This window comes from Nocardioides sp. (assembly GCF_036503465.1).
GTDB lineage: Bacteria > Actinomycetota > Actinomycetes > Propionibacteriales > Nocardioidaceae > Nocardioides.
This window is the reverse complement of the sequence record NZ_DASXWU010000028.1, coordinates 32,970-54,893: the sequence shown is the minus strand read 5'-3', so window position 1 is coordinate 54,893 and position 21,924 is coordinate 32,970. Positions and strand designations below refer to the sequence as shown.

23 protein-coding genes are annotated in these 21,924 nt (G+C 71.9%); all 23 read right to left on the bottom strand.

Annotated features, from left to right (window positions below; genetic code table 11):
* Positions 1 to 8 precede the first annotated feature (8 nt).
* Positions 9 to 1,586 (bottom strand): phospholipase D family protein, encoded by a 1,578-nt coding sequence (locus tag VGK78_RS04480; protein WP_331526208.1) that lies wholly within the window; start codon positions 1,584 to 1,586, stop codon positions 9 to 11.
* Between the two features lie 48 nt (positions 1,587 to 1,634).
* Complete coding sequence (locus VGK78_RS04475; RefSeq protein WP_331526206.1) at positions 1,635 to 2,921, bottom strand: MFS transporter; 1,287 nt, start codon at positions 2,919 to 2,921, stop codon at positions 1,635 to 1,637.
* Positions 2,922 to 3,084: 163 nt separating this feature from the next.
* Positions 3,085 to 4,362 (bottom strand): dihydroorotase, encoded by a 1,278-nt coding sequence (locus tag VGK78_RS04470; protein WP_331526204.1) that lies wholly within the window; start codon positions 4,360 to 4,362, stop codon positions 3,085 to 3,087.
* Complete coding sequence (locus tag VGK78_RS04465; RefSeq protein ID WP_331526202.1) at positions 4,359 to 5,366, bottom strand: aspartate carbamoyltransferase catalytic subunit; 1,008 nt, start codon at positions 5,364 to 5,366, stop codon at positions 4,359 to 4,361. Before VGK78_RS04465 ends, VGK78_RS04470 begins: the two co-directional genes overlap by 4 nt.
* Positions 5,363 to 5,953 (bottom strand): bifunctional pyr operon transcriptional regulator/uracil phosphoribosyltransferase PyrR, encoded by a 591-nt coding sequence (gene pyrR, locus VGK78_RS04460; protein WP_331526199.1) that lies wholly within the window; start codon positions 5,951 to 5,953, stop codon positions 5,363 to 5,365. The genes VGK78_RS04465 and pyrR overlap by 4 nt, the downstream gene beginning before the upstream one ends.
* A gap of 94 nt (positions 5,954 to 6,047) precedes the next feature.
* Complete coding sequence (locus VGK78_RS04455) at positions 6,048 to 7,427, bottom strand: NAD(P)/FAD-dependent oxidoreductase (RefSeq protein ID WP_331526195.1); 1,380 nt, start codon at positions 7,425 to 7,427, stop codon at positions 6,048 to 6,050.
* A 64-nt stretch (positions 7,428 to 7,491) separates the two neighbouring features.
* Positions 7,492 to 8,310, bottom strand: a complete 819-nt coding sequence (locus VGK78_RS04450; RefSeq protein WP_331526193.1) for a DUF1206 domain-containing protein — start codon at positions 8,308 to 8,310, stop codon at positions 7,492 to 7,494.
* A gap of 69 nt (positions 8,311 to 8,379) precedes the next feature.
* Positions 8,380 to 8,790 carry a transcription antitermination factor NusB gene (nusB, locus tag VGK78_RS04445; protein ID WP_331526192.1) on the bottom strand — a complete coding sequence of 137 codons (411 nt, stop codon included), beginning with the start codon at positions 8,788 to 8,790 and terminating at the stop codon, positions 8,380 to 8,382.
* A 12-nt stretch (positions 8,791 to 8,802) separates the two neighbouring features.
* Positions 8,803 to 9,366, bottom strand: coding sequence for an elongation factor P (efp, locus tag VGK78_RS04440; RefSeq protein ID WP_331526190.1), 564 nt, complete (start codon positions 9,364 to 9,366; stop codon positions 8,803 to 8,805).
* A 91-nt stretch (positions 9,367 to 9,457) separates the two neighbouring features.
* Positions 9,458 to 10,390 carry a DUF4349 domain-containing protein gene (locus VGK78_RS04435; protein WP_331526188.1) on the bottom strand — a complete coding sequence of 311 codons (933 nt, stop codon included), beginning with the start codon at positions 10,388 to 10,390 and terminating at the stop codon, positions 9,458 to 9,460.
* Positions 10,387 to 11,169, bottom strand: a complete 783-nt coding sequence (locus VGK78_RS04430) for an SIMPL domain-containing protein (protein WP_331526186.1) — start codon at positions 11,167 to 11,169, stop codon at positions 10,387 to 10,389. The genes VGK78_RS04435 and VGK78_RS04430 overlap by 4 nt, the downstream gene beginning before the upstream one ends.
* 62 nt (positions 11,170 to 11,231) lie before the next feature.
* Positions 11,232 to 11,813: a hypothetical protein gene (locus VGK78_RS04425; protein ID WP_331526184.1), complete on the bottom strand. Its 582-nt coding sequence runs from the start codon at positions 11,811 to 11,813 to the stop codon at positions 11,232 to 11,234.
* 20 nt (positions 11,814 to 11,833) lie between these two features.
* Entirely contained in the window at positions 11,834 to 12,271 is a 438-nt protein-coding gene (locus VGK78_RS04420) for a type II 3-dehydroquinate dehydratase (RefSeq protein ID WP_331526182.1), read from the bottom strand.
* Between the two features lies 1 nt (position 12,272).
* Positions 12,273 to 13,364, bottom strand: a complete 1,092-nt coding sequence (aroB, locus tag VGK78_RS04415; protein WP_331526181.1) for a 3-dehydroquinate synthase — start codon at positions 13,362 to 13,364, stop codon at positions 12,273 to 12,275.
* A complete protein-coding gene (locus VGK78_RS04410) occupies positions 13,357 to 13,872 on the bottom strand; it encodes a shikimate kinase (RefSeq protein ID WP_331526180.1) in 516 nt (171 codons plus the stop codon). The genes aroB and VGK78_RS04410 overlap by 8 nt, the downstream gene beginning before the upstream one ends.
* Before the next feature lie 7 nt (positions 13,873 to 13,879).
* Complete coding sequence (gene aroC / locus VGK78_RS04405) at positions 13,880 to 15,058, bottom strand: chorismate synthase (protein WP_331526178.1); 1,179 nt, start codon at positions 15,056 to 15,058, stop codon at positions 13,880 to 13,882.
* 12 nt (positions 15,059 to 15,070) lie between these two features.
* Positions 15,071 to 15,883 carry an A24 family peptidase gene (locus VGK78_RS04400; protein WP_331526177.1) on the bottom strand — a complete coding sequence of 271 codons (813 nt, stop codon included), beginning with the start codon at positions 15,881 to 15,883 and terminating at the stop codon, positions 15,071 to 15,073.
* Entirely contained in the window at positions 15,880 to 16,704 is an 825-nt protein-coding gene (locus VGK78_RS04395) for a shikimate dehydrogenase (protein WP_331526176.1), read from the bottom strand. Before VGK78_RS04395 ends, VGK78_RS04400 begins: the two co-directional genes overlap by 4 nt.
* A 12-nt stretch (positions 16,705 to 16,716) precedes the next feature.
* A complete protein-coding gene (gene mltG, locus VGK78_RS04390) occupies positions 16,717 to 17,928 on the bottom strand; it encodes an endolytic transglycosylase MltG (protein ID WP_331526174.1) in 1,212 nt (403 codons plus the stop codon).
* A complete protein-coding gene (gene ruvX / locus VGK78_RS04385; protein ID WP_331526173.1) occupies positions 17,925 to 18,413 on the bottom strand; it encodes a Holliday junction resolvase RuvX in 489 nt (162 codons plus the stop codon). The genes mltG and ruvX overlap by 4 nt, the downstream gene beginning before the upstream one ends.
* 8 nt (positions 18,414 to 18,421) lie before the next feature.
* Positions 18,422 to 21,136 carry an alanine--tRNA ligase gene (alaS, locus tag VGK78_RS04380; RefSeq protein WP_331526171.1) on the bottom strand — a complete coding sequence of 905 codons (2,715 nt, stop codon included), beginning with the start codon at positions 21,134 to 21,136 and terminating at the stop codon, positions 18,422 to 18,424.
* Complete coding sequence (locus tag VGK78_RS04375) at positions 21,136 to 21,411, bottom strand: DUF6167 family protein (protein ID WP_331526169.1); 276 nt, start codon at positions 21,409 to 21,411, stop codon at positions 21,136 to 21,138. The genes alaS and VGK78_RS04375 overlap by 1 nt, the downstream gene beginning before the upstream one ends.
* Positions 21,408 to 21,911 carry a hypothetical protein gene (locus tag VGK78_RS04370; protein WP_331526168.1) on the bottom strand — a complete coding sequence of 168 codons (504 nt, stop codon included), beginning with the start codon at positions 21,909 to 21,911 and terminating at the stop codon, positions 21,408 to 21,410. The genes VGK78_RS04375 and VGK78_RS04370 overlap by 4 nt, the downstream gene beginning before the upstream one ends.
* Positions 21,912 to 21,924: the final 13 nt, after the last annotated feature.

The window sequence follows — 21,924 nt, the reverse complement described above, 5'->3', positions numbered from 1 at the left end:
TCACCGCCTCAGTAGCGGGTCCCCCCGCTGATCGACCGCGGCCTGCCGTCGGGGTCGTGGACGATCCCGAGGACGGGCCCAGCCCAGCGCCTGGCCCAACCCGAGATCCTAGGCAGTGGCAGCGGCCGCAGGCGACCCGGCGGCCGGTCTCCGACGCATCCGCCCCGGTGCCACGTCTCGAGGGCGGCCGCGGTGGCGGCGTACGCGTCGAACATCCCGGCCGGCTCGACGCAGTCGGCCACCGTTTCCTCCAGGCCCCGCTCGGAGACCTCCTCGAGGCGGTCCAGATGCTCCGCGGCGAGCACGAGCCGCAGGTTCCGCGCGTACTCCTCGTCGAGCACGGCGGCACTGAGCTCCGAGTCGTGGGTCCAGGAGCGGCGGTTGAAGTTGTCGGACCCGGTCACCGCCCACACGTCGTCGACCACGCACACCTTGGCGTGCACGTAGACCGGCGTGCCGGCGTGGTTCTCGAGTCCGTACGCCGCGACGCGGCCCGGCGCGACCCGCATCATCCGCCCCAGAGCACGCTCGCGCCCGAGCTCCTGCGGCAGCCGGTTCAGCCCGGCGATGTCGGGGACCAGCGGGATCACCACGATCACCCGGAGGCCGGGGTTCGCGGCCAGGGCCGACTCGAACGGCTCGGCGACCCCGTGCCCCCAGAAGTACTGGTCCTCGACGTAGACGATCCGCTCGGCCTGGCAGATCGCCTTCGTGCAGCCGCGTGCCACGCTGCGCTCGCCGCCGTTCGCGAACGGGTAGTCGCGCCCCCGGCGCAGGTCGGGATAGGTCCGCAGGAGCTGGACGGTATGGGGGCCGGCCTCCGGAGGCGGCGGCCACTGCTCGGGCAAGCCGTCGGGCGAGGTGTCGTCGTGACGTAGGTAGTCGACGGTCTTGCGGATCGGGCTCCGCGAGAGCGGTGTCGGGTCCTGCCACCGCTCGCGGAAGACCGTCTCGACGTCGTACACCGCAGGTCCGCGGATCTCGACCTGGACGTCGTGCCAGGGCGGGTGTGCGCCGTACTCCTTGGTCAGGAGCTGCGGCTGAGGGTCTCCGCCGTGGTCGGCGTCGTCGCGCCGGTTGTGGGCCAGATCCATCCCACCGACGAATGCGACGTCGCGGGCCGGGTCGTCGTGGAAGCGGACCACCACGAACTTCTGGTGGTGCGAGCCTCCCGTGCGCACGCGCATGTCGAGCAGCACCTCGGCACCGCGCTTCTGCAGCTGCTCGCCCAGGTGCCGGTTCTCCGCCGCGAAGAAGCCGGTCTGGTCCAGATGTGAGCGCCAGACCAGCCCCCGGACATCGACACCTCGCTCGTCGGCGCGGCCGAGCACTTCGAGCACCTCGCTCCCCGGCTCGCCGGTCAGTCGCTCGTCGGCGTCGCCCTGCCAGTCGGTGAAGTAGACGAGGTCGCCGGCCCGGGTCGACTCGAGGACGTCGTACAGCGCCGGGAAGTAGGTCGCCCCGTGGATCAGGGGCCGCACCAGGTTGCCGGTGGACCAGGCGCGGTCATCGTCGTGACGGTCGTCGAGAACGGTGCTGGGGTTGCCGCGCTCGGACTTGGTGAGCAGCCACTGCGAGGGTTCCACTCGTGGAGGGTGCCCCGTCGGCGGCTCGCTCATTCGCGCGGCGCGGGGTCACGGGGTGGCCGGGGTCGCGGTCACCTCGGCCGCAGGTCCGGCGTACGACGCGCCCGACCGCTCCAGGAACCGCTGCGCCGCCCGTGCCGCGGGGTGGGAGACCACGGCGGCGAGCACCCCGATCGCGGCGATCACGCCCCAGCCCGGCTCGCCCCACTGCAGCGCCAGGAAGGTGAACAGGCCCGGGAAGATGATCGGCTGCGCCTGGTAGCCCAGCCCCCAGACGCCCTGGTAGTCACCCAGCCTGCGGTGGTCGGACAGCTCGGACTGTAAGCCCCAGTCGGCCGCGGACTGCCACAGCTCGGCGCCGGTGATGGTGACGTGACCGAGCCAGATCAGGACGATCGACACCCAGCCGACGGTCTCGTGGGTGACGCCGATGACCAGGCAGGACAGGATGAACGCCCAACCGGAGAGACGGACGGCGCGGAGCGCGCCGTTCACGGTCTCCGAGCCGCGTGAGGCGCGGACCTGGAGGAGCACGGCCATCACCGTGTTGGTGCCGAACAGCCAGGCCAGCAGCGTGTGCGGGGCGTCTGTACGCTCGACGAGCCAGAGCGGGACCACGACGTTGAGCAGCACCTGGTTGGAGTTCAGGACACCGTTGCAGACCGAGAGCGTCACGAAACCGAGGTTGCGCCACGCGGGCGGGGCGGGCGCGGCGTACTCCTCGTCGTGGTTCACCGGCTGCTCCGGCCGGTCGATCCGCGGCAGACGCGAGACCATCAGCGCGTTCAGCACGAGCAGGCCGCCGGTGAGGATCGGGACGGCGGTGATCGCGGTGCGGGTGCCGATCGCGAGCGCGATGCCGCCGGCCAGCGCACCGAGGGTGTAGCCGACGTTGCGCGCCGACCGCATGTAGGCCAGGGCCCGCACCCGGACCTCGCGCGGGAACACCGCGATCCGGTAGACGTTGCGGCCGGTGTTGCCCGCGGTGCTGATCGCGGCCAGCAGCGACAGCAGCGCGACGAAGGCGAGCATCCCGCCGGCCAGCGGCCAGGCGAAGTAGAGCAGCGCCTCGACCAGGGCGGAGATGGCCCAGAGCGGCTTGGCGCCGACCCGGTCGGACAGCCGCCCGAGCGGCAGCGACAGCAGCAGCGTGACGATGCCGGCGACCGACATGCCGAGCCCGACCTGGGAGCCGGTCAGGCCGACGATCTGGGTGAAGAAGACCGCCGTACCGGTGAGGAACGACCCGGTCGCGAACGCCGACAGCACGCACTGCAGGGCCAGGTCTCGCTCCAGCGTGGTGGGCGGGAGGATGCGGCGGAGGGATGAGGTCACCGAGCCATCACGACCCCATCCTCACCTGTCCCACCGACGTCGCGCGAGTCGATATCGGCGGTCCCAGAATTCCCCGCCTGAGCGGGGAACTCTGCACTTGTTGGGGCAAATCTGGGCCAACAAGTGTCGAAATACCCGCTCAGGCGGGGAATTCGCGCAGCCGTCAGGCGAGCTTGCCGTCGAGCACCGTGGGCCTCCCGTGCAGGAACGTCGCGACGACCCGCCCCGGAAGCTCCATGCCGGCGTACGGCGTGTTGCGCGAGAGCGAGACCGACTCCGCGGCCTCGACAACGCGGCGTACCGAGGGGTCGTAGAGCACGATGTTCGCCGGAGCACCGTCCTCGAGGGGCCGCCCGTGGTCGGCCAGCCGTCCGATCCGCGCGGGGGCGTAGGACATCCGCTCGGCGACCTCGGCCCAGGTGAGTAGGCCCGGGTCGACCATCGTCTCCTGGACGACCGAGAGCGCCGTCTCGAGTCCCAGCATCCCGAACGCGGCGGCCGCCCACTCGCAGTCCTTGTCCTCGAGCGGGTGCGGCGCGTGATCGGTGGCCACGACATCGATCGTCCCGTCGGCCAGACCGGCCCGCAGTGCCTCGGTGTCGGCGGCCGTGCGCAGCGGCGGGTTGACCTTGTAGACCGGGTCGTACGACGCGGCCAGGTCGTCGGTCAGCAGCAGATGGTGGGGCGTCACCTCGGCCGTGACGTTCCAGCCTGACGCCTTGGCCTGCCGGATCAGCTCCACGGAGCCGGCCGTCGAGACGTGGCAGACATGCAGCCGCGAGCCGACGTGGGCCGCGAGCAGGCAGTCGCGGGCGATCACCGCCTCCTCGGCGACAGCGGGCCAGCCGGCCAGCCCGAGCCGTCCGGAGAGCTCGCCCTCGTTCATCTGGGCACCCTCGGTGAGCCGCGGCTCCTGCGCGTGCTGGGCGACGACGCCGTCGAACGCCTTGACGTACTCCAGCGCCCTCCGCATCAGCACCGCGTCACCGACACAGTGCCCGTCGTCGGAGAACACCCGCACCCGGGCCGCCGAGTCGGCCATCGCGCCGAGCTCGGCCAGCTGCTCGCCGGCCAGGCCGACCGTGACGGCACCCACCGCGTAGACGTCGCAGTAGCCGCCCTCGCGGCCGAGCCGCCAGACCTGCTCCACGACGCCCGCGGTGTCGGCCACCGGGTCGGTGTTGGCCATCGCGTGCACGGCGGTGAACCCGCCCATCGCGGCCGCCTGCGTGCCGGTCAGGACCGTCTCGGCGTCCTCCCGGCCGGGCTCCCGCAGGTGCGTGTGCAGGTCCACCAGACCGGGCAGCGCGATGAGCCCGGTCGCGTCGATCACCTCGGCGCCGGCGTCGGTCTCGCCGAAGGCCAGGACGCCGTCGCGCAGGAGGACGTCGGTGGGTCCGCCGCCCAGGATCCGCGCGCCCTTGATCAGGTAGCCGGTCACGTGTCCGCCCCTTCCGTCGTACCCACTGCGGGCGGTTCCTGAGGAGCCGAGGGACGAGGCGTCTCGAATGGTTCGTTGCCACCGAGCAGCAGGTAGAGCACCGCCATCCGCACGGCGACGCCGTTGGTGACCTGCTCGACGATCACCGAGCGCGCGCTGTCCGCGACGTCGGCCGTGATCTCCATACCGCGGACCATCGGCCCGGGGTGCATGACGATCGTGTGGTCCTGGAGCGTCGCCATCCGGCGGCCGTCGAGGCCGTAGCGGCGGCTGTACTCGCGCGCGGTCGGGAAGAACCCGCCGCTCATCCGCTCGCGCTGCACCCGCAGCATCATCACCGCGTCGGCCTTGGGCAGCACGCCGTCGAGGTCGTACGACGTCTCCACCGGCCAGGTGTCGACCCCGACCGGAAGCAGGGTGGGCGGTGCGACCAGGGTGACCTCGGCCCCGAGCGTGTGCAGCAGCAGTGCGTTGGACCGGGCGACTCGTGAGTGGAGCACGTCGCCGACGATCGCGACCCGCTGGCCGTCCAGCGTGCCACCGTTGCGCGGCCCCAGATGACGCCACATCGTGAACGAGTCGAGCAGAGCCTGGGTCGGGTGCTCGTGGGTGCCGTCGCCGGCGTTCACGACCGACGCCCGGACCCAGCCGGAGTTCGCGAGCCGGTGCGGGGCGCCGCTGGCGCTGTGCCGGATCACGACCGCGTCGCAGCCCATCGCCTCGAGGGTGAGCGCGGTGTCCTTCAGGGACTCACCCTTCGACAGCGACGAGCCCTTGGCGGAGAAGTTGATGACGTCGGCCGAGAGCCTCTTCGCGGCGGCCTCGAACGAGATGCGGGTGCGGGTGGAGTCCTCGAAGAACAGGTTCACCACCGTGCGGCCCCGCAGCGCGGGCAGCTTCTTGATCGGTCGGTCGGCCAGCGAGCGGAGCTCCTCGGCGGTGCGCAGGACCAGCTCGGCGTCCTCGCGACTCAGGTCTCCGGCGGACAACAGGTGCTTCTTCACGAGGCCGCCCCCTCGATGACCACCGCGTCCAGTTCGTCGACGTCGGCGAGGTGGACCCGCACCCGCTGCACCAGCGAGGTCGGGAGGTTCTTGCCGACGAAGTCGGCCCGGATCGGCAGCTCGCGGTGGCCGCGGTCGACCAAGACGGCGAGCTGGACCGCTCGCGGCCGCCCGACGTCGTTCAAGGCGTCGAGGGCGGCGCGGATCGTGCGCCCCGAGAACAGCACGTCGTCGACGAGGACCACGACCTTGTCGTCGATCCCGCCGTCGGGGATCTGCGTCGGGAGCAGCGTGCGGGCCGGCTTGAGGCGCAGGTCGTCGCGGTACATGGTCACGTCGAGCGACCCGTGCGGGACCTGGGTGCCCTCGACGGCGGCGATCCGCTCGGCGATGCGCTCGGCCAGAGGTACGCCGCGCGACGGGATGCCCAGGAGCACGATGCGCAAGGCGCCCTTGTTGCGCTCGAGGATCTCGTGGGAGATGCGACTCAGCGCGCGGGAGATGTCGCCCGAGTCGAGGACGGTGCGGTCGGCGCCGGGATCCGGCACACCCGCGGATGATGATGCTGTCGTGGCAGGCGCAGGCATCTGCGGCCAGACCTCCTTCTCCGCCTCACGGGACGGCTCGTTAAAGGATGTCGATCGCAGGCGACCTTAGCAGGCGAAGGCCTCGCCGCCCGACTCAGCGGCCTCCGAGCTGCGCGGCCAGGTCCTTGAGCACGCCCTCATAGGCGCGGTGGTACGTCGGGTAGGCGAAGTGCAGGCGCAGCAGGGTCGAGATCGGCACCTCGGCGTGGACGGCGAGCTCGAGCAGCGACATGATCTCGCCGCCCGCCGGTGCGACCACCACGCCACCGAGCAGCACCCGACGCTCGCGGTCGGCGACGAGCTTGATCAGACCGCTCTCCCGGGTGATCCAGCCGCGCGCTGCCAGGTCGCCGGTGGCGACCACGACGTCGTGGCCCGCCTCCCGTGCGGCCTTCTCGGTCAGCCCGACGGCGCCCACCTCGGGCTGGGTGAAGGTGACCCGGGAGACCGCGCGGTAGTCCGCCCAGGGTCCCCCGCGGTCCAGCACGTCGTTGACCACGACGGCGGCCTGGTACATCGAGACGTGGGTGAACGCCCCCTTGCCGACGATGTCGCCGATCGCCCAGACGCCGTCGGCCACGCGCATCCGCTCGTCTGGATCGAGGACTCTCGCCTCGGGGTCGAGGCCGACGTGCTCCAGACCGATGCCGGCGAGGTTGTTGCGACGGCCCGCCGCCACGAGCAGCTTCTCCGCGGTCAGCTCCTGGTCACCGAGGTCGAGCCTGAACCCACCGTCGGCATATCCGACCGAGGCGACCGAGGCTCCGGTCAGCACCTGGATCCCGGTCTCGGCGAACGCCTCCTCCAACACCCTGCTCGCCTCCGGCTCCTCGAGCGCGACCAGCCGGTCCAGCGCCTCGACGACGGTGACCTGCACGCCGAACAGCGCCATCACCTGTGCGAGCTCGCAGCCGATCGCGCCGCCGCCGATCACGACCAACGACGACGGCAGCTCGGTGAGCTGAACGGCGTCACGGTTGGTCCAGAACGGCGTGTCCGCGAGCCCCGGGATCGGCGGAGCCGCCGGCGTGGTCCCGGTGTTGATCACGATCCCCTTCGTCGCGGTGTACGTCGTGCCGCCGACGTCGACGCGGCCGTCACCGGCCAGCACGCCGTGGCCGCGGACGAAGGAGGCGCCGGCGTCCTCGAGCCGCTTGACGGCGACCGTGTCGTCCCAGTCGTCCGTCGCCTCGTCGCGGATGCGCTTCGCGACGGGCGAGAAGTCCGCGGTCACGGTCGAGCTGCCGGCCATTGCGTTCACCCGGCCGGCCCCGCGCAGGGTCTCGGCGGCGGCGATCATCATCTTCGAGGGGACGCAGCCGAAGTAGGGACACTCGCCACCGACCAGGCGCTCCTCCACGCCGAGCACCCGGAGCCCGGCCTGGGCGAGCTTGATGGCCACGTGCTCGCCACCGGGACCGAGCCCGACCACGATCACGTCGTACTCGCTGTTCTCCCCCGCTGTCTGAGTCATGGGCACACCCTTCCACGCGCGTGACAGTGCCGGGAGGGGTCGTTGCCAACGGTGACGGGTGACGTCACGTGGACAGATGGCGCGCCCGGGCGAAGCAGAACAGCCCGTAGCAGGCGATGCCCGCCGCGATCAGGATCAGGAGGACCGGCCCGAGCGGTTGCTGCAGCACGGTGTGGAGCGCCTGGTCGAGGCCGCCCGACTTCTTCGCATGGTGTGTGTACGCCGCAGCAACGAAGAGCCCACCCACGACACAGAACGCGATGCCCTTGGCGATGTAGCCCACCTTGCCGACCCAGCGGTACGCAGTGCCGGTGTCGCCGAGGGTGCCCCTGGCGTCGAGGTTCTCCAGGAACTTCTCGGTCCACCCGCGGCGGGCGTAGCTCACGCCGTACGCGATGATCGCGGCGCCGACCAGCCCGACGATCCAGCGGCCGTACGGCTGGTTCATCAAGGTCTTGGTGTAGCTGCTGCTGCTCGAGCTCGACCCGGACCCGACCGCGTAGCGCAGCGCCAGGTAGCCGATGTAGCCGTAGATGATCGCCTTGAGCGCCGACGCGGCCCGACGGCGCCAGCGCTTGCCGCCCCGGTACTCCTGGTGGCCGGTGAAGACCTCGACCACCCGCCAGATCACCAGCACGAACATCCCGACCGCGATCAGCCACAGCAGCAGCGGTCCGTATGACTGCTTGGCCAGGGTCTGCATCGCGCCTTTCTGCGACGCGTTCTGCTGGTGCTGGCCGAGGGCCAGCTGGACGGCCAACCAGGCGACCACCAGGTGGACGACGCCGTAGGCGACCATCCCGAAGCGGATGCCGCGGTCGAGCGTCTTGCTGTGCTGGACCTCGTGCCCCAGCCACTCCGCACGATCACCGACGTCGGTCATGGCGTGAATCTAGGCCGGTGAGGACCGCGCGGGCCTCACACCTTGGGGTGACGGGGGCGATCGGAGAGGTCAGCCGACCAGGGAGTCGCGGTCGCGGAGCATGCTGCCGAGGACGCCGTTGACGAACGACGGCGAGTCGTCGGTCGACAGGTCGCGGACCAGCGCCACCGCTTCGGAGACGGCGACGGCGGGCGGTACGTCGTCGACGTACAGGAGCTCGTAGGCACCGATCCGCAGCGCGGTCCGGTCCACGGCCGGCATCCGGTCCAGCGTCCAGCCCTGGGAGTACCCCGCCAGCAGCTCGTCGATCCGCGGACGGTGCTCGGTCACTCCGCGGACCAGCGTCTCGGTGTAGGGGTTGGTCGGGCCCTCGCCCGCCGCGACGGCGGCCTCGAGCGCGGCCACCGGCTCCTCGCCGCGCATCTCCGCGGCGTACAGCACGTCGAGCGCACGCTTGCGCGCCTTCGACCGAGCAGCCATGACCGGGCCGACTCAGCCCTTGACCCGACCGAGGTACGACGAGTCGCGGGTGTCGACCTTGACCCGCTCACCCTGGGTGATGAACAGCGGCACCTGGATCTCGTGGCCGGTCTCGAGCGTCGCCGGCTTGGTGCGTCCGGTGGCGCTGTCGCCGACGACGCCCGGCTCGGTGTAGGTGATCTGCAGCTCGACCGACGCCGGCAGCTCGATGTAGAGGACGCGCCCCTCGTTGCTGGCGACGATCGCCTCCTGGTTCTCCAGCATGAAGTTCTTGGCGGCGCCGACGATCTCGGGGCCGATCTCGATCTGGTCGTAGGTGCCGGTGTCCATGTACACGTACGACGCGCCGTCGTTGTAGAGGTACTGCATCGTCCGCTTGTCGACGTTGGCGACGTCGACCTTCACGTCGGCGTTGAACGTGCGGTCGACGACCTTCCCGGACTCGACGTTCTTCAGCTTCGACCGCACGACCGCGCCGCCCTTGCCGGGCTTGTGGTGCTGGAACCAGATGACCTGCCAGAGCTGGCCGTCGAGGTTGAGGACCATGCCGTTCTTCAGGTCGTTGGTGGTGGCCATGCGGGAGCGCCTCTTCTGCCGGGATCGGGTGGGCCCGGCCCCGGAGAGTCCGGGCGGGCGACCTCGAAGTCTAGTACGGCGTTCCGGCCGCCTACGATTCCGCGGGCGCCTCCCGCCGCCGTGTGCGACGCAGCCGGCGCAGCACCAGCCAGACCGGGACACCGATCAACGCCCCGGCCACCGCGAACGGCAGCACGGCACCGAGTGCGAGCAGGACGGCGGTGATGAGTGCGACGAGGGCGTCCCAGCCGTGGCCGAGCCCGCCCACGAAGCCGCCGGCGGCGTGGGCAGCGGGAGCCGGCGGCGGAGCCGCCCGCCGGGTCACGTCGACGGTGATGGTGGCCAGGCTGGTCTGGTCGGAGAGATAGACCCGCTGCTGGCGCAGCGACTCCAGCTCGCCCTGACGCTGGGTCAGCGCCCGCTCGACGTCGAGCAGCGCCCGTAGGTTCGCCGTCTGTGAGACGAGGTGCCGCAGACGGCGTACGCCGGCCCGCTCGGCGGCGATCCGCGCACGGAGGTCGATCACCTGGGTGGTGACGTCCTCGGCCTTGCGGGACGCGCTGCGCAGCGAGGCGATCCCGGCCAGGGAGGTCATCGCGTCGTCGAACCGGGCGCTCGGCACCCGGACCACGAGGTGGGCGCGGGTCACCGTCCCGTGGTCGTCGGTCACGGTGTCCTCGTCGGCGACCCGCCCGCCGTCGCGCGCGAGCACGGCGTCGAGGCGGGTCCGGGTGGCGGCGACGTCGCTGCTGATGAGCGCGATGTGCCCGGTGGAGATCACCGCGCGCTGTTGCACCTCGTCCCCGGGCTGGGACGCCGACTTGGCCGCGGCCGCGCTGTCCTGCGCGGCACCCGTGTTTCCCAGGTTCATCCGACCGCCCGCCGCGACGGGGGCGTCCTGCGATCCGGCACTCGCCCCTGATGCCCGGCTCGAGCCGCATCCGGCGGTGGCCAGGACGGCGACGACGGCCGGGACCGCAAGAAGCAGCGACGTCCGGCGACGCAGCGGCGTGCCCGCCCTCATCGGAACGACCAGACGATGCGGACGGTGACGGCCAGCTTGTCCTTGCCCGCGCGGATCGGCAACGCCTTGGCGGCGTCGAAGGCCGCCAGCCGGTGGAACGCCAGCGGTCGCGGCGCGGGAGCGCTGGCCCGCACCTCACGCAGCGACATCACCTGGCCGAGAGACTGGCCCGTCGCAGCGGCGTACTGCTGCGCCTTGGTCGTGGCCTCCTTCACCGCGGCCGCTCGTGACTTCCCCAGCAGCGAGTCCGGGTCGGAGATGCGCAGACCGAGACCGCTGACCCGTACATCGTTCCCGCCGGTGCGCACGACCGCACCGACGGCCCGGCCTCCCTTGGTCAGGTCCCGCACCAGCACCTGCGCGCTCTGCGAGACCCGGTAGCCGCGCAGGGTGGGCGGGCTGTACGGGTGGTAGTCGTAGACGGCGTTCATCTGCAGGCCCGTGGTCTGCACGTCGGAGCGCCGTACGCCGAGCCGGTCGAGGGCGGCGAGCACGGCGTTCATCCGGCTGTTGGCCGCCGCCATGGCTTCGTCGAGGGTGGGCCTGACCAAGCCGACCGAGACGGTGAACGCGAGCTCGTCCGGGACGCCGAACGTGCTCCCGGTGCCGGTGGTCACCAGGGTGCGCGGTCGGGTGTCCGTGTGGGTGGCGGGGCTCGGGGTCGGCGCGGCCTGGGCGCTGTTCCCCTCGTTGCCCAGCAGGTAGGCGACCGCGACGGCGAGGACGACGACGAGTGCGACGAGCGCACCCTTGGCGCTGATGGTGACGGAACGGTTCACGGCATGCTCCTCCGATCGTTGCGGTGTCGATCGGACGTCGGGAGAGGCCTGCCGGTTCCGCGTCAGGTCAGCGCGACCGTGTCCAGCACGAGGTCACGCAGCAGGAGCAGGAACGCGGACGCGGCGACTGCTCGACCACCCCAGCGCGCGAGCACGAACGAACGGCTGCTGCGTCCGGCCTGCCTGGTCGGGACACGAGCCTCGAGCACCCACGCCAGCAGACCGCCGTACAGGGCGGGGATCGCGACGAAGAGCGCGATCGCGAGCGGAGCGTCGAGCAGGGTGAAGTCGACGCCGTCGCGATGCACCAACAGGGCGCCGACCCCGACCCCCGCGCAGATCGCGGTCGTCACCACGCGCACAGCCGGGCCAGGGAAGTGCAGCCAGCGCACGGAGGCGTACACCCCGGCCCCGATCAGTCCCAGCACGGCGGCCGTCGCCATGAGCTGGAGCGTGCCGCCGACCGTGAAGCGACCCATCGCGAAGCCGTCGTCGGTCGGGATCCCGTGCGCCTCGGGGCTGGAGCGGGCCAGCAGGAACATGGCGACCCGGCCGACCACCCCGCCGACCAGGAGGCCGAGTCCCAGACCGGTCACCGCACACGTGATGAAACGACCGAGTCGTCCGTGCAGCCCCGTGTTCATGGCGGTGACCCTAGGGCACGTCAGCCCCGGTCGCCCCGGCTCAGCCGCTCCAGCGCGTCGCGGTAGCCGTCGACGCCCCTCCCAGCGATCACCGCGACCGCGTGGGGGGTCACCACGGAGTGGTGCCGGAACTCCTCGGGGCGCCGGGAGACGTCGCTCAGGTGCACCTCCACCAGCGGCGCCGCGAGCTGCGCGCACGCGTCGTAGAGCGCCAGGGAGTAGTGGGTCCAGGCGCCGGCGTTCAGCACCACGGGGGTCTCGTCGTCGGCCGCGGCGTTCAGCCAGTCGAGCAGCTCGCCCTCGTGGTTGGTCTGCCGGACCTCCACCTCCAGCCCGAGCTCGCGTCCCCACTGCTCGCAGAGCGCGACCAGCTCGCCGTACGTGGTGGAGCCGTAGATCTCCGGCTGCCGCCTGCCGAGGCGGCCCAGGTTGGGACCGTTGAGGACCAGCACGCGCATCTCAGGCGCCCCCCGCCATCACGTCATACGCCGCGCGCAGGTGCTCCTCCGCCGGGTCGGTCAGGATCCGCGGCCTGGCCAGGTCCTCGAGCACCACGAACCGGAGTGAGGAGCCGCGGGACTTCTTGTCCACCGCCATCCGCTCACGCAGGTCGCCGTACGTCGCGCCGGACCATCCCGTCGGCAGCCCGACCCGGGTGAACGCCGTGCGGTGCCGGTCGGCGACGTCGTCGGCGAGGATCCCGGCGGCACGGGCGAGCTCCGCGACGTACACGCACCCGACGGCGACCGCCTCGCCGTGCCGCAGCCCGTAGCCGCTGGCCCGCTCGACCGCATGCCCCATCGTGTGGCCGTAGTTGAGCACCTCGCGACCAGGGCGTCCTGCCTCGCCACCCCGTTCGCGGAGATCGCCGGCGACGACGTCGGCCTTGACCCGCACCGCCCGCTCGACCAGGTCGCGCAGCACCGGTGATCGGGGATCGGGCACTCCGTGCTCCTCGACCAGCGTGAGGATCTCGGGGTCGGCGACGAAGCCGCACTTGACGACCTCGCCGAGCCCCGACCGGAGCTCGGCCGCAGGCAGCGTCGCGAGGAGGTCGAGGTCGCACAGCACCCCGGCCGGCTCGTGGAAGGACCCGACCAGGTTCTTGCCGGCACGGGTGTTGATCCCGGTCTTGCCGCCGATCGCCGCGTCGACCATCCCGAGCAGCGTGGTCGGGACGTGGACGACCCGGACGCCGCGCAGCCAGGTGGCCGCGACGAAGCCCGCCAGGTCGGTGGTGGCACCCCCGCCGACGGCCACGACGGCGTCGGTCCGGGTGAATCCGGCGTCACCGAGCGCCTCCCAGCACCCCGAGGCGATCTCCGCCGTCTTGGCGTCCTCCCCCGGCGGCACAGGCAGCCCGACCACGTCGTACGACGACAGGACGTCGCCCACCGCGGACGCCGGCCCCCACAGGTCGTCGGGGAGGATGATCGCGACCCGCTGCACCTCCGGGCCGAGCAGGTCGGGCAGCGTCCCGAGCAGTCCGGAGCCGACCATCACGTCGTACGCCGCGTCGGTGGCCACCCGGATCACCGCGGGGTCAGCCATCGAGACCCTCCACGATCTGCGTCTCGACCAGGTCGGCGACCTCGTCCGGCGTACGCCCGTCGGTGTCCACCACCGCGACGGCGACAGACTCGTAGACCGGTGTGCGTTCGTCGAGGAGCGCCTTCATCGTGCCGCGCACGTTGCCGAGGAGGAGCGGCCGCGACGTCCCCAGCCCGACCCGTGTGGCGGCGTCCGACAGCCCCACCCGGAGGAACACCACCGGGTGCGCGGCCAGCGCGGCGCGGCTGTCGTGGTCCATCACCGCACCGCCGCCGACGGCGAGGACGCCGGTGTGCTCGGCCAGGGCGCGCGCGACCGCCGCGCGCTCCAGCGCTCGGAAGTGCTCCTCGCCGGACTCCACGAAGATGTCGGAGATGGTGCGCCCGTCGGCCTGCTCCACGTCGTCGTCGGTGTCCCGGAAGACCACTCCCCAACGCTCGGCCAGGATCCGTCCCACGGTCGTCTTGCCGGCGCCCATCGGTCCGACCAGCACCACGCGCGGGCTCATCCGGCCCTCATCGCACGCGCAGCGCGGCGAGGTACCCCTCGACGTTGCGCCTCGTCTCGGCCAGGGCGTCCCCCCCGAACTTCTCCAGCACCGCGTCGGCGAGCACCAGCGCCACCATCGCCTCGGCCACGACCCCCGCCGCCGGCACCGCGCACACGTCCGAGCGCTGGTGGTGGGCGACCGCCGCCTCGCCGGTGGAGACGTCGACGGTGCGCAACGCCCGCGGCACGGTGGCGATCGGCTTCATCGCGGCCCGGACCCGGAGCACCTCGCCGGTCGACATCCCGCCCTCGGTGCCTCCCGAGCGGCCGCTGGTACGCCGGATCCCCTGGTCGGTCGGCACGATCTCGTCGTGGGCGAGGCTGCCCCGGGTGGCGGCCAGCTCGAACCCGTCGCCGACCTCGACGCCCTTGATCGCCTGGATCCCCATCAGGGCACCGGCCAGCCGCGAGTCGAGGCGACGGTCCCAGTGGACGTGGGACCCGAGACCCGGCGGCAGCCCGTGCACGACGACCTCGACGACGCCGCCGAGGGTGTCGCCGTCGTGGTGGGCCTGGTCGATCGCCGCCACCATCGAGGCGCTCGTCCCGGGGTCGAGGCACCGCACCTCGTCGGCATCGAGACGCTCCACGTCGTCCGGGCCCGGTAGGACGCCCGCCGGCGCGCGCACGCCCCCGAGCTCGATCACGTGCGAAACCACTCGGGCGCCGGTCGCCTGCTCCAGGAACGCGCTCGCGACACTGCCCAGGGCCACCCGCGCCGCCGTCTCGCGTGCCGAGGCCCGCTCGAGCACCGGACGGGCCTCGTCGAAGCCGAACTTCTGCATCCCCACCAGGTCGGCGTGACCGGGACGGGGACGGGTGAGCGGCGCGTTGCGCGCCAGGTCGGCGAGGACCGACTCGTCCACCGGGTCCGCGGCCATCACCTGCTCCCACTTGGGCCACTCGGAGTTGGCCACCTCGATCGCCACCGGACCGCCCATGGTCTCGCCGTGGCGGACACCACCGAGTATCGTCACCCGGTCCTGCTCGAACGACATCCGCGCGCCGCGCCCCTTGCCGAGGCGGCGCCGGGCCAGGGCGGCCGAGACGTCGTCGGTGGTGACGCGGACGTGCGCCGGCAGGCCCTCGAGGATCGCGACGAGAGCGGGGCCGTGGGACTCCCCGGCGGTCAGCCAGCGCAGCATGGACAGATTGTGTCAGCCGGTGAGACCGGCCATGGCCGGCTGTCCGGCGAGGACGCCGATCACTGCCCCGAGGAGCATGAACGGGCCGAACGGGAAGGGCACCCGGAGCAGCTGGTAGTTCCGCTTGACCAGCGCCAGGACGACCCCCGGGAGGCTGAAGGCGACGAACCCGATCCAGATCCCGAAGACCAGTGCCCCGGGGCTCAGGTAGCCGAGCAGGAAACCGATCAGCGCGGACAGCCGCACGTCGCCGAAGCCCATTCCGATGGTGTGGATGAACCAGAAGATCCAGAACAGCGACCGCACCACCACCAGCGACACCACGGCGCGCACCAGGTCGGTCCGGTCGCCGGTGATCGGCCAGATCACCAGCCCGCACGCCACGACGTACGCCGTTGCGGGCAGCACCAGCCGGCTCGGGATCAGTCGGGTGCGCCAGTCGACCACGGCGATCGCCACGCCGACCGGGACCACCGGCAGGGTGATCGCCAGCGCCGCGTGCCATCCGATCCGCCAGCCCACCAGGGCGCCGAGAACGGCACCCGCGATCGCGCAACCCCACGCCAGGTGCGGGACCGCAGCCAGGTCGATGTAGGGCTCCTTCTCCCGCTCCCGGGCGTGCATCCCCCACAGCGAGAAGTCGGGCACCGGGCGGCGCGGCTTCCGACGCGGAGGGTCCACCGCGGCGGTCGCGGCGTCCGCGGGAGCGTCCTGCTCCGGTGCGTCGGGCGGCGGTGGCTCGGGCAGCCGGCGTACCACCGCCGGCACGGCCGCGCTCGCGACCGCGGCGGCGGCCGCACAGACCACGACGAGGGCGACGCTCACCGGGGAGACCTCGTGGCCAGCGCCTGCTCGCCGGCTCGCCGCATGGCGTCCACGGGTACGTCGAAGCGGCCGGTCATCGCCCGGACCTGGTCGACCGCCTGCCACAGCAGGAGGTCGAGCCCACCGACCACCGTGCGCCCCTCGGCGGCGGCGGCAGCGGCAAGCGGCGTCGGCCACGGGTCGTAGCGCACGTCGAACACCACCGGAACCTCCCTCACGGCCGTCAGCACGTCCTCGGTCTGCGCCGCCGCCGGGATCGTCGAGACCACGATGTCCGCAGCGGACCGACCCAGCTCGGCCAGCGACGTCACCTCGACGTGCGGGGGCCTCGGGTGGCGGGCCACGGCGGTGACGGTGTCCGCCGCCCGCGTCTCCTCACGGACGGCCAGGGTCGCGCGCTCCAGGCCGCGCTCGGCCAGCGCGAGGAGGACCGAGGCCGCCGTCGCGCCGCCGCCCAGCACCAGAGCGCTGCGCAGCGTGCCACCCGTCGCCCGACCGAGCGCCGCCTCGGCACCGGGCACGTCGGTGTTCAGCCCGTGTCGTCCGCCGTCCGGGTCGAGCAGCAGCGTGTTGGCGGCCCCCGACATCTCGGTCCACGGATCCCGAGCGGTCAGCAGCGCCACCACCTCGCGCTTCAGCGGCATGGTCAGCGACAGGCCCCGCCACTCCGGCCCCAGCCCGTCGAGGTACGCCGCCAGGCCTCCGGCCGCGACGCGGACGGAGTCGTAGGTCCAGCCCAGCCCCAGCTCGGCGTACGCGGCGCGGTGCAGCACCGGCGACAACGAGTGCTCGACGGGATCGCCGAGGATGGCACAGCGCATGGTCCGGTCGTCCTAGCAGCGTTCCGAGGTGGTGCAGTACTGGGCGTACTCCTGCTTGAACCCGAGGAAGTCCTGGTAGGTCTTCCCGAACTTCGTCTCGCCCGTGCGCAGGTTCACCGTCAGGTAGTAGTACCAGGGGCCCGGGGTCGGGTTCAGCGCGGCCTTGATCGCCTCGTCACCAGGAGAGTCGATCGGCCCCGGCGGCAGCCCCGGGTGCAGGTAGGTGTTGTACGGCGAGTCGGTGTTCTGGGTCTCGTCGGTGGTGACCGCGACGACGCCCTTGCGGTGCAGCGCGTAGTTCACCGTCGCGTCGACCTGAAGCAGTCCGTTGGTGCCCTCCCGGTCGCCCGGTCCGTCGAGGCGGTTGTAGAGCACCCGCGAGACCTTGGGCATGTCCGAGCCGCGGCCCTCGGCCTGGATCAGGCTGGCGATCACCATCACCTGGGCCGGGGTCTTGCCGACCTTCTTCGCGCCCGCGACCAGCCCGTCGTCGACGGCCGCCTGCTTCCACCGGTCGACCATGTCCTTGAGCATGTCGACCGGCTTCTCCGTGGGCCCGAACGGATAGGTCGACGGGAACAGGTAGCCCTCGGGGTTCCCCTTGGCGTACGACGGGAGCCCGAGCGCCGCGGTGTTCTTCAGCGCGGCGTTGAAGTCGGCCACCGAGTACTTCGTCTTGTCGGCCAGGACCCCCACGATGTCGACCGCCCGCAGTCCCTCGGGGATGGTCACCGTGTCCTTGATGATGTTGTCCGGATTCGCCAGGACCTTGAACGCGTCCTCCGCGCTCATCTTCTTCTTGAGCTGGTAGAAGCCGACCTGGATGCCCTTGGAGCCGTTCGCGGCGTTGATGAACGCGTCCACGGAAGCGACGACCCCGTCCGACTTGAGGTTGCGGCCGATGGTCCCCACCGAGTCGCCGTCCTTGACCTCGAACAGCACCTTGCCGTGCCCGGGTCCCGAGTAGTCGTCGGCCTGGGACAGATGGTCCTTGAGGTAGTGGAAGCCCTTCGTGCCCACCAGATAGGCACCACCGACCACCACGGCCAACGCGATGATCACCGCCAAGCACCCGGCGAACCCGCGCCGCTTCTTCTTCCGCGCGCCACCCAGGTAGTAGGGGTCGTAGCCGCCGTCGCCCGGGTCGCCTGCCTCCCTTTCCACCGGGTAGCCCTCGGGCGGCTCCTCGGGAGGCGGGTCCTGGTAGGCGTTGCCGTCGCTCATGACTCTCCTGTCACGTTCTCTCCCCGAACTCTCCTTCCGGGCACGACCTCCCCGGGTGGACGACCGGTTGCCCGCTCGGTGTCCAGGGCGTGTTGCAGGATGAGCACCGCCGCAGCCTGGTCGACCACGGCCCGCCGTTCGGCACCCTTCTTCCCCCGGTCGCGCAGCATAGCCTCCGCGCTCACCGTGGTCAGACGCTCGTCCTGCAGACGCACGACGACCGGCGCGACCCGCTCCGCGAGCCGGGTCGCGAACTCGCGGGTCTTGACCGCGGCCGGGCCCTCGCCGCCCGACAGCGACCGGGGCAGACCGACGACGACCTCGACCACGTCCTCCTCGCGCACGAGCCGGGCGATCCGGGCGAGGTCGCCCTTGCCTCGGCGCACGGTCTCCAGAGGGGTGGCCAGGAAGCCGGTCGGGTCGCTGCGGGCGACCCCGATCCTCGCGTCTCCGGGGTCGACCCCGAGGCGTACGCCGTGGCGCATGGGCGCGATCAGGCCTCCGTCGCCCGGGCGATCGCGGCGGAAGCGGCCGCGAGGGCCTCGTCGATCCGTGAGGCGTCGCCGCCGCCGCCCTGGGCCAGGTCGTCCTTGCCGCCGCCGCGGCCCTCGACCAGTGGCATCACCGCCGAGAGCACGTCGTCGGCCCGGACGCCACGGTCGCGGGCGAGGTCGTTCACGGCCGCGACGACCGAGACCTTGCCGTCCGCGACGCCGATCAGCACGGCGGCGCCCGCCTGGTCCGCCCCGATCCGGCCGCGCAGGTCGAGCGCCATGGTCCGCACGTCACCGGCAGCGGCTCCGTCGAGCCGCAGTCCGACCACCTTGACGCCGTTGACGTCGGCCGCGTCCGCCGCCAGCTGGGCACCCTGCGACAGCAGCTGGGCCACCCGCGCCTGCTCGAGCGCCTTCTCCGCTGTCCGCAGCCGCTCGACCATGTCGTTGACCCGCTCCGGCAGCTCCTCCGGCCGGGCCTTGAGCGCCTCGGAGAGCTGGGCGACCAGGACGTGCTCGCGGGCCAGGAACCGGTAGGCGTCGGCCCCGACCAGCGCCTCCACCCGGCGTACGCCGGAGCCGATCGACGACTCGCCCAGCAGCTTGATCACCCCCAGGTGGCCCGACCGCTCGGCGTGGGTGCCGCCGCACAGCTCGCGCGCCCAGTCACCCACCGAGATCACCCGGACCTGGTCGCCGTACTTCTCGCCGAACAGCGCCATCGCGCCGGAGCGGACGGCCTCCTCCTGGCTCATGATCTCCGCGTGCACCGCGAGGTCGGAGAGCACCAGGTCGTTGACCCGCGCCTCGACGTCCTCCATCACCGCCATCGGCACCGCGCCGGTCGCGGAGAAGTCGAAACGGAAGCGCCCGGGTGCGTTCTCGGAACCCGCCTGGGTCGCCGTCTCGCCGAGCGCCTCGCGGAACGCCTTGTGCACCATGTGGGTCGCCGTGTGGGACCGGGAGATGGACTTGCGGCGCTCGACGTCGACCTCGGAGTGCGCCTGCACCCCCGGCGTGACCTCACCGCTCAGCACGCGTGCCGTGTGCACGATCAGCCCGGTGATCGGCGACTGCACGTCGCGGACCTCGACCCGGGCGCCGTTGCCGAGGGTGATGACGCCATGGTCTGCGAGCTGGCCGCCGCCCTCGGCGTAGAAGGGCGTGCGGTCGAGCACCAGCTCGACGTCCTCCCCCTCACCCGCCGAGCCGACGACCTCCCCGGCCCGGACGATGCCGCGCACGCTGCCCTCGCTGACGACCTCGCGATACCCCGTGAAATCCACGGCCGTGCCGAGCTCGTCGGCCACCCTGCGGTACGCCGCGGTGTTGGCGTGGGCACCCTTCTTGGCGCGGGCGTCGTCCTTGGCGCGCTGCCGCTGCTCCCCCATCAACTCGCGGAAGCCGACCTCGTCCACCTCGAGCCCCTGCTCGGCGGCCATCTCGAGCGTCAGGTCGATCGGGAACCCGTAGGTGTCGTGCAGCGCGAAGGCCCGCTCACCGCTGAGCACCGTGCCGCCCGCGCGCTTCACGTCGTCGGCGGCCAGGTCGAAGATGTGGGTGCCGGCGCGCAGCGTGTGCCGGAAGGCGTCCTCCTCGGCGTAGGCGACCTGGGAGATGCGTTCCCAGTCGCGGTGCACCTCGGTGTAGGTCTCGCCCATCTTGTCGCGGCTGACCGGGAGCAGCTCGGGGAGCACCCGGTCCTCGCAGCCGAGCAGTCGCATCGAGCGCACCGCTCGCCGCAGCAGGCGGCGGAGCACGTAGCCACGGCCCTCGTTGCCCGGGGTGACCCCGTCGGCGATCAGCATCAGGCAGCTGCGGACGTGGTCGGAGACGACCCGCATCCGGACGTCGTCGACATGGCCGGTCTCGCCACCCGCGCCGTAGCGCCGGCCCGTCAGCTGCTCGGCCTTCTCGATCACGGGGTACATCACGTCGATCTCGTACATGTTGTCGACGCCCTGCAACAGGTAGGCGACGCGCTCCAGGCCCATCCCGGTGTCGATGTTGCGTCTCGGCAGAGGACCGACGATGTCGAAGTCCTCCTTGGAGCGGACCGCGCTCAGCTCGTCCTGCATGAAGACCAGGTTCCAGATCTCGAGGTAGCGGTCCTCGAGCTTGGCCGGCATCGCCAGCCGCTCGGTGGTCTCGAACTCCGCGTCGGGGCCGTGCTCCGGGCCGCGGTCGTAGAGGATCTCCGAGGACGGTCCGCCCGGCCCCGGGACGCCCATCGACCAGTAGTTCTCCTTGGGCCCGAGCTTGACGATCCGCTCGGTGGGCAGCCCGGTCACCTTCATCCAGATCTGCAGCGCCTCGTCGTCGCCGTGCAGGATCGAGGGCCAGAGCCGGCTCTCCTCCAGGCCGAAGCCGCCGTCGGACTGGGGCTTGGTGACCAGGTCCCAGGCGTACTCGACGGCGCCTTCCTTGAAGTAGTCGCCGAAGGAGAAGTTGCCGCACATCTCGAAGAACGTGCCGTGCCGGGTGGTCTTGCCGACGTCCTCGATGTCCGGCGTGCGGATGCACTTCTGGACGCTGACCGCCCGGTCGTAGGGCGCGGTCTCCTGACCCAGGAAGTACGGCTTGAACGGCACCATCCCGGCGTTGACGAACAGCAGGTTCGGGTCGTCGAGGATCAGGGACGCCGAGGGCACGGCGGTGTGCGCGGCGGCCTCGAAGTGCGCCACGAACCTTCGCCGGATCTCCGCGGTGTCCATCAGCTCCCACCTTCCTGTGTCCGCTCGTCGGCCCGCCCCGCGGCCACGAGCTCGGGCACCCCATGAGGCACGAGGCCGAATCGTTCGCGCAACCCGGTTTCGGCCTCCGCCTGTCCCTGCGCGACCTCGTCGCGCAGCAACCGCGCCCCCAGTGTCAGCGCGTGCCAGCGGTCGCTGATGCCGTCGCGGGTGAAGACCTCGGCCACCCGGTGGACCCGGACCATCGCGTAGACCCCTGCGCCGGCCCCTGCCATGAACCAGAGACCTCGCCTCATGAGGCCTCCCTGCGGTCGACGGCCAGCGCGGCACGCTGGCGCGCGTGCAGGTCGCGCTGCGCGGCCTTCAGGTCGGCCCGCCGCTGCTTGCGCGCACGGCGTACCTCCTGCTTCATCTCGAAGCGGATCCGGTTGCGGGTCGCCGGCGCGAGGCCTCGGCGTACTCCCTGGGCCAGCGCGGCCGCCTTGACCACGGTCTCGCGCAGCAGGAGGTCGGCGAACGCCCGGCCCTCGAGACGCATCGGCTCGGGCGGTGGCCTCGGCGCGCCCAGGTCGGTGATCACGAACTCCACCGGAGCAGATGTCGGCATCGGAGCCGCAGCGGAAGCGCTCGCGTGCTCGAGATCGTCGAGGCGGCGACGCAGGGCGACGAGCTCGTCGGAGGTGCGGATCACGCCTCGCCGGGCGCGGACCAGCGCCGTCCACAGCGCCAGGCACATCACCAGGCAGAGCACGGCCAGCACGCCCACGGCGAGCAGCACGGTCTGGTCCCGGGTCACAGCAGACGACCTT

Bases quoted from the DNA above. Each gene is read 5' to 3' on its own strand.
- VGK78_RS04425 (WP_331526184.1), bottom strand. From the start codon at position 11,813: ATGAACACGGGGCTGCACGGACGACTCGGTCGTTTCATCACGTGTGCG.
- aroC (WP_331526178.1), bottom strand. From the start codon at position 15,058: ATGCTGCGCTGGCTGACCGCCGGGGAGTCCCACGGCCCCGCTCTCGTC.
- VGK78_RS04395 (WP_331526176.1), bottom strand. From the start codon at position 16,704: ATGCGCTGTGCCATCCTCGGCGATCCCGTCGAGCACTCGTTGTCGCCG.
- VGK78_RS04420 (WP_331526182.1), bottom strand. From the start codon at position 12,271: ATGCGCGTGCTGGTCCTCAACGGTCCCAACCTGGGCCGCCTCGGCAGG.
- aroB (WP_331526181.1), bottom strand. From the start codon at position 13,364: ATGGCTGACCCCGCGGTGATCCGGGTGGCCACCGACGCGGCGTACGAC.
- VGK78_RS04435 (WP_331526188.1), bottom strand. From the start codon at position 10,390: ATGAGGGCGGGCACGCCGCTGCGTCGCCGGACGTCGCTGCTTCTTGCG.
- VGK78_RS04375 (WP_331526169.1), bottom strand. From the start codon at position 21,411: ATGAGGCGAGGTCTCTGGTTCATGGCAGGGGCCGGCGCAGGGGTCTAC.
- pyrR (WP_331526199.1), bottom strand. From the start codon at position 5,953: ATGCCTGCGCCTGCCACGACAGCATCATCATCCGCGGGTGTGCCGGAT.
- mltG (WP_331526174.1), bottom strand. From the start codon at position 17,928: ATGAGCGACGGCAACGCCTACCAGGACCCGCCTCCCGAGGAGCCGCCC.
- VGK78_RS04410 (WP_331526180.1), bottom strand. From the start codon at position 13,872: ATGAGCCCGCGCGTGGTGCTGGTCGGACCGATGGGCGCCGGCAAGACG.
- efp (WP_331526190.1), bottom strand. From the start codon at position 9,366: ATGGCCACCACCAACGACCTGAAGAACGGCATGGTCCTCAACCTCGAC.
- alaS (WP_331526171.1), bottom strand. From the start codon at position 21,136: ATGGACACCGCGGAGATCCGGCGAAGGTTCGTGGCGCACTTCGAGGCC.
- VGK78_RS04455 (WP_331526195.1), bottom strand. From the start codon at position 7,427: ATGACTCAGACAGCGGGGGAGAACAGCGAGTACGACGTGATCGTGGTC.
- nusB (WP_331526192.1), bottom strand. From the start codon at position 8,790: ATGGCTGCTCGGTCGAAGGCGCGCAAGCGTGCGCTCGACGTGCTGTAC.
- ruvX (WP_331526173.1), bottom strand. From the start codon at position 18,413: ATGCGCCACGGCGTACGCCTCGGGGTCGACCCCGGAGACGCGAGGATC.
- VGK78_RS04450 (WP_331526193.1), bottom strand. From the start codon at position 8,310: ATGACCGACGTCGGTGATCGTGCGGAGTGGCTGGGGCACGAGGTCCAG.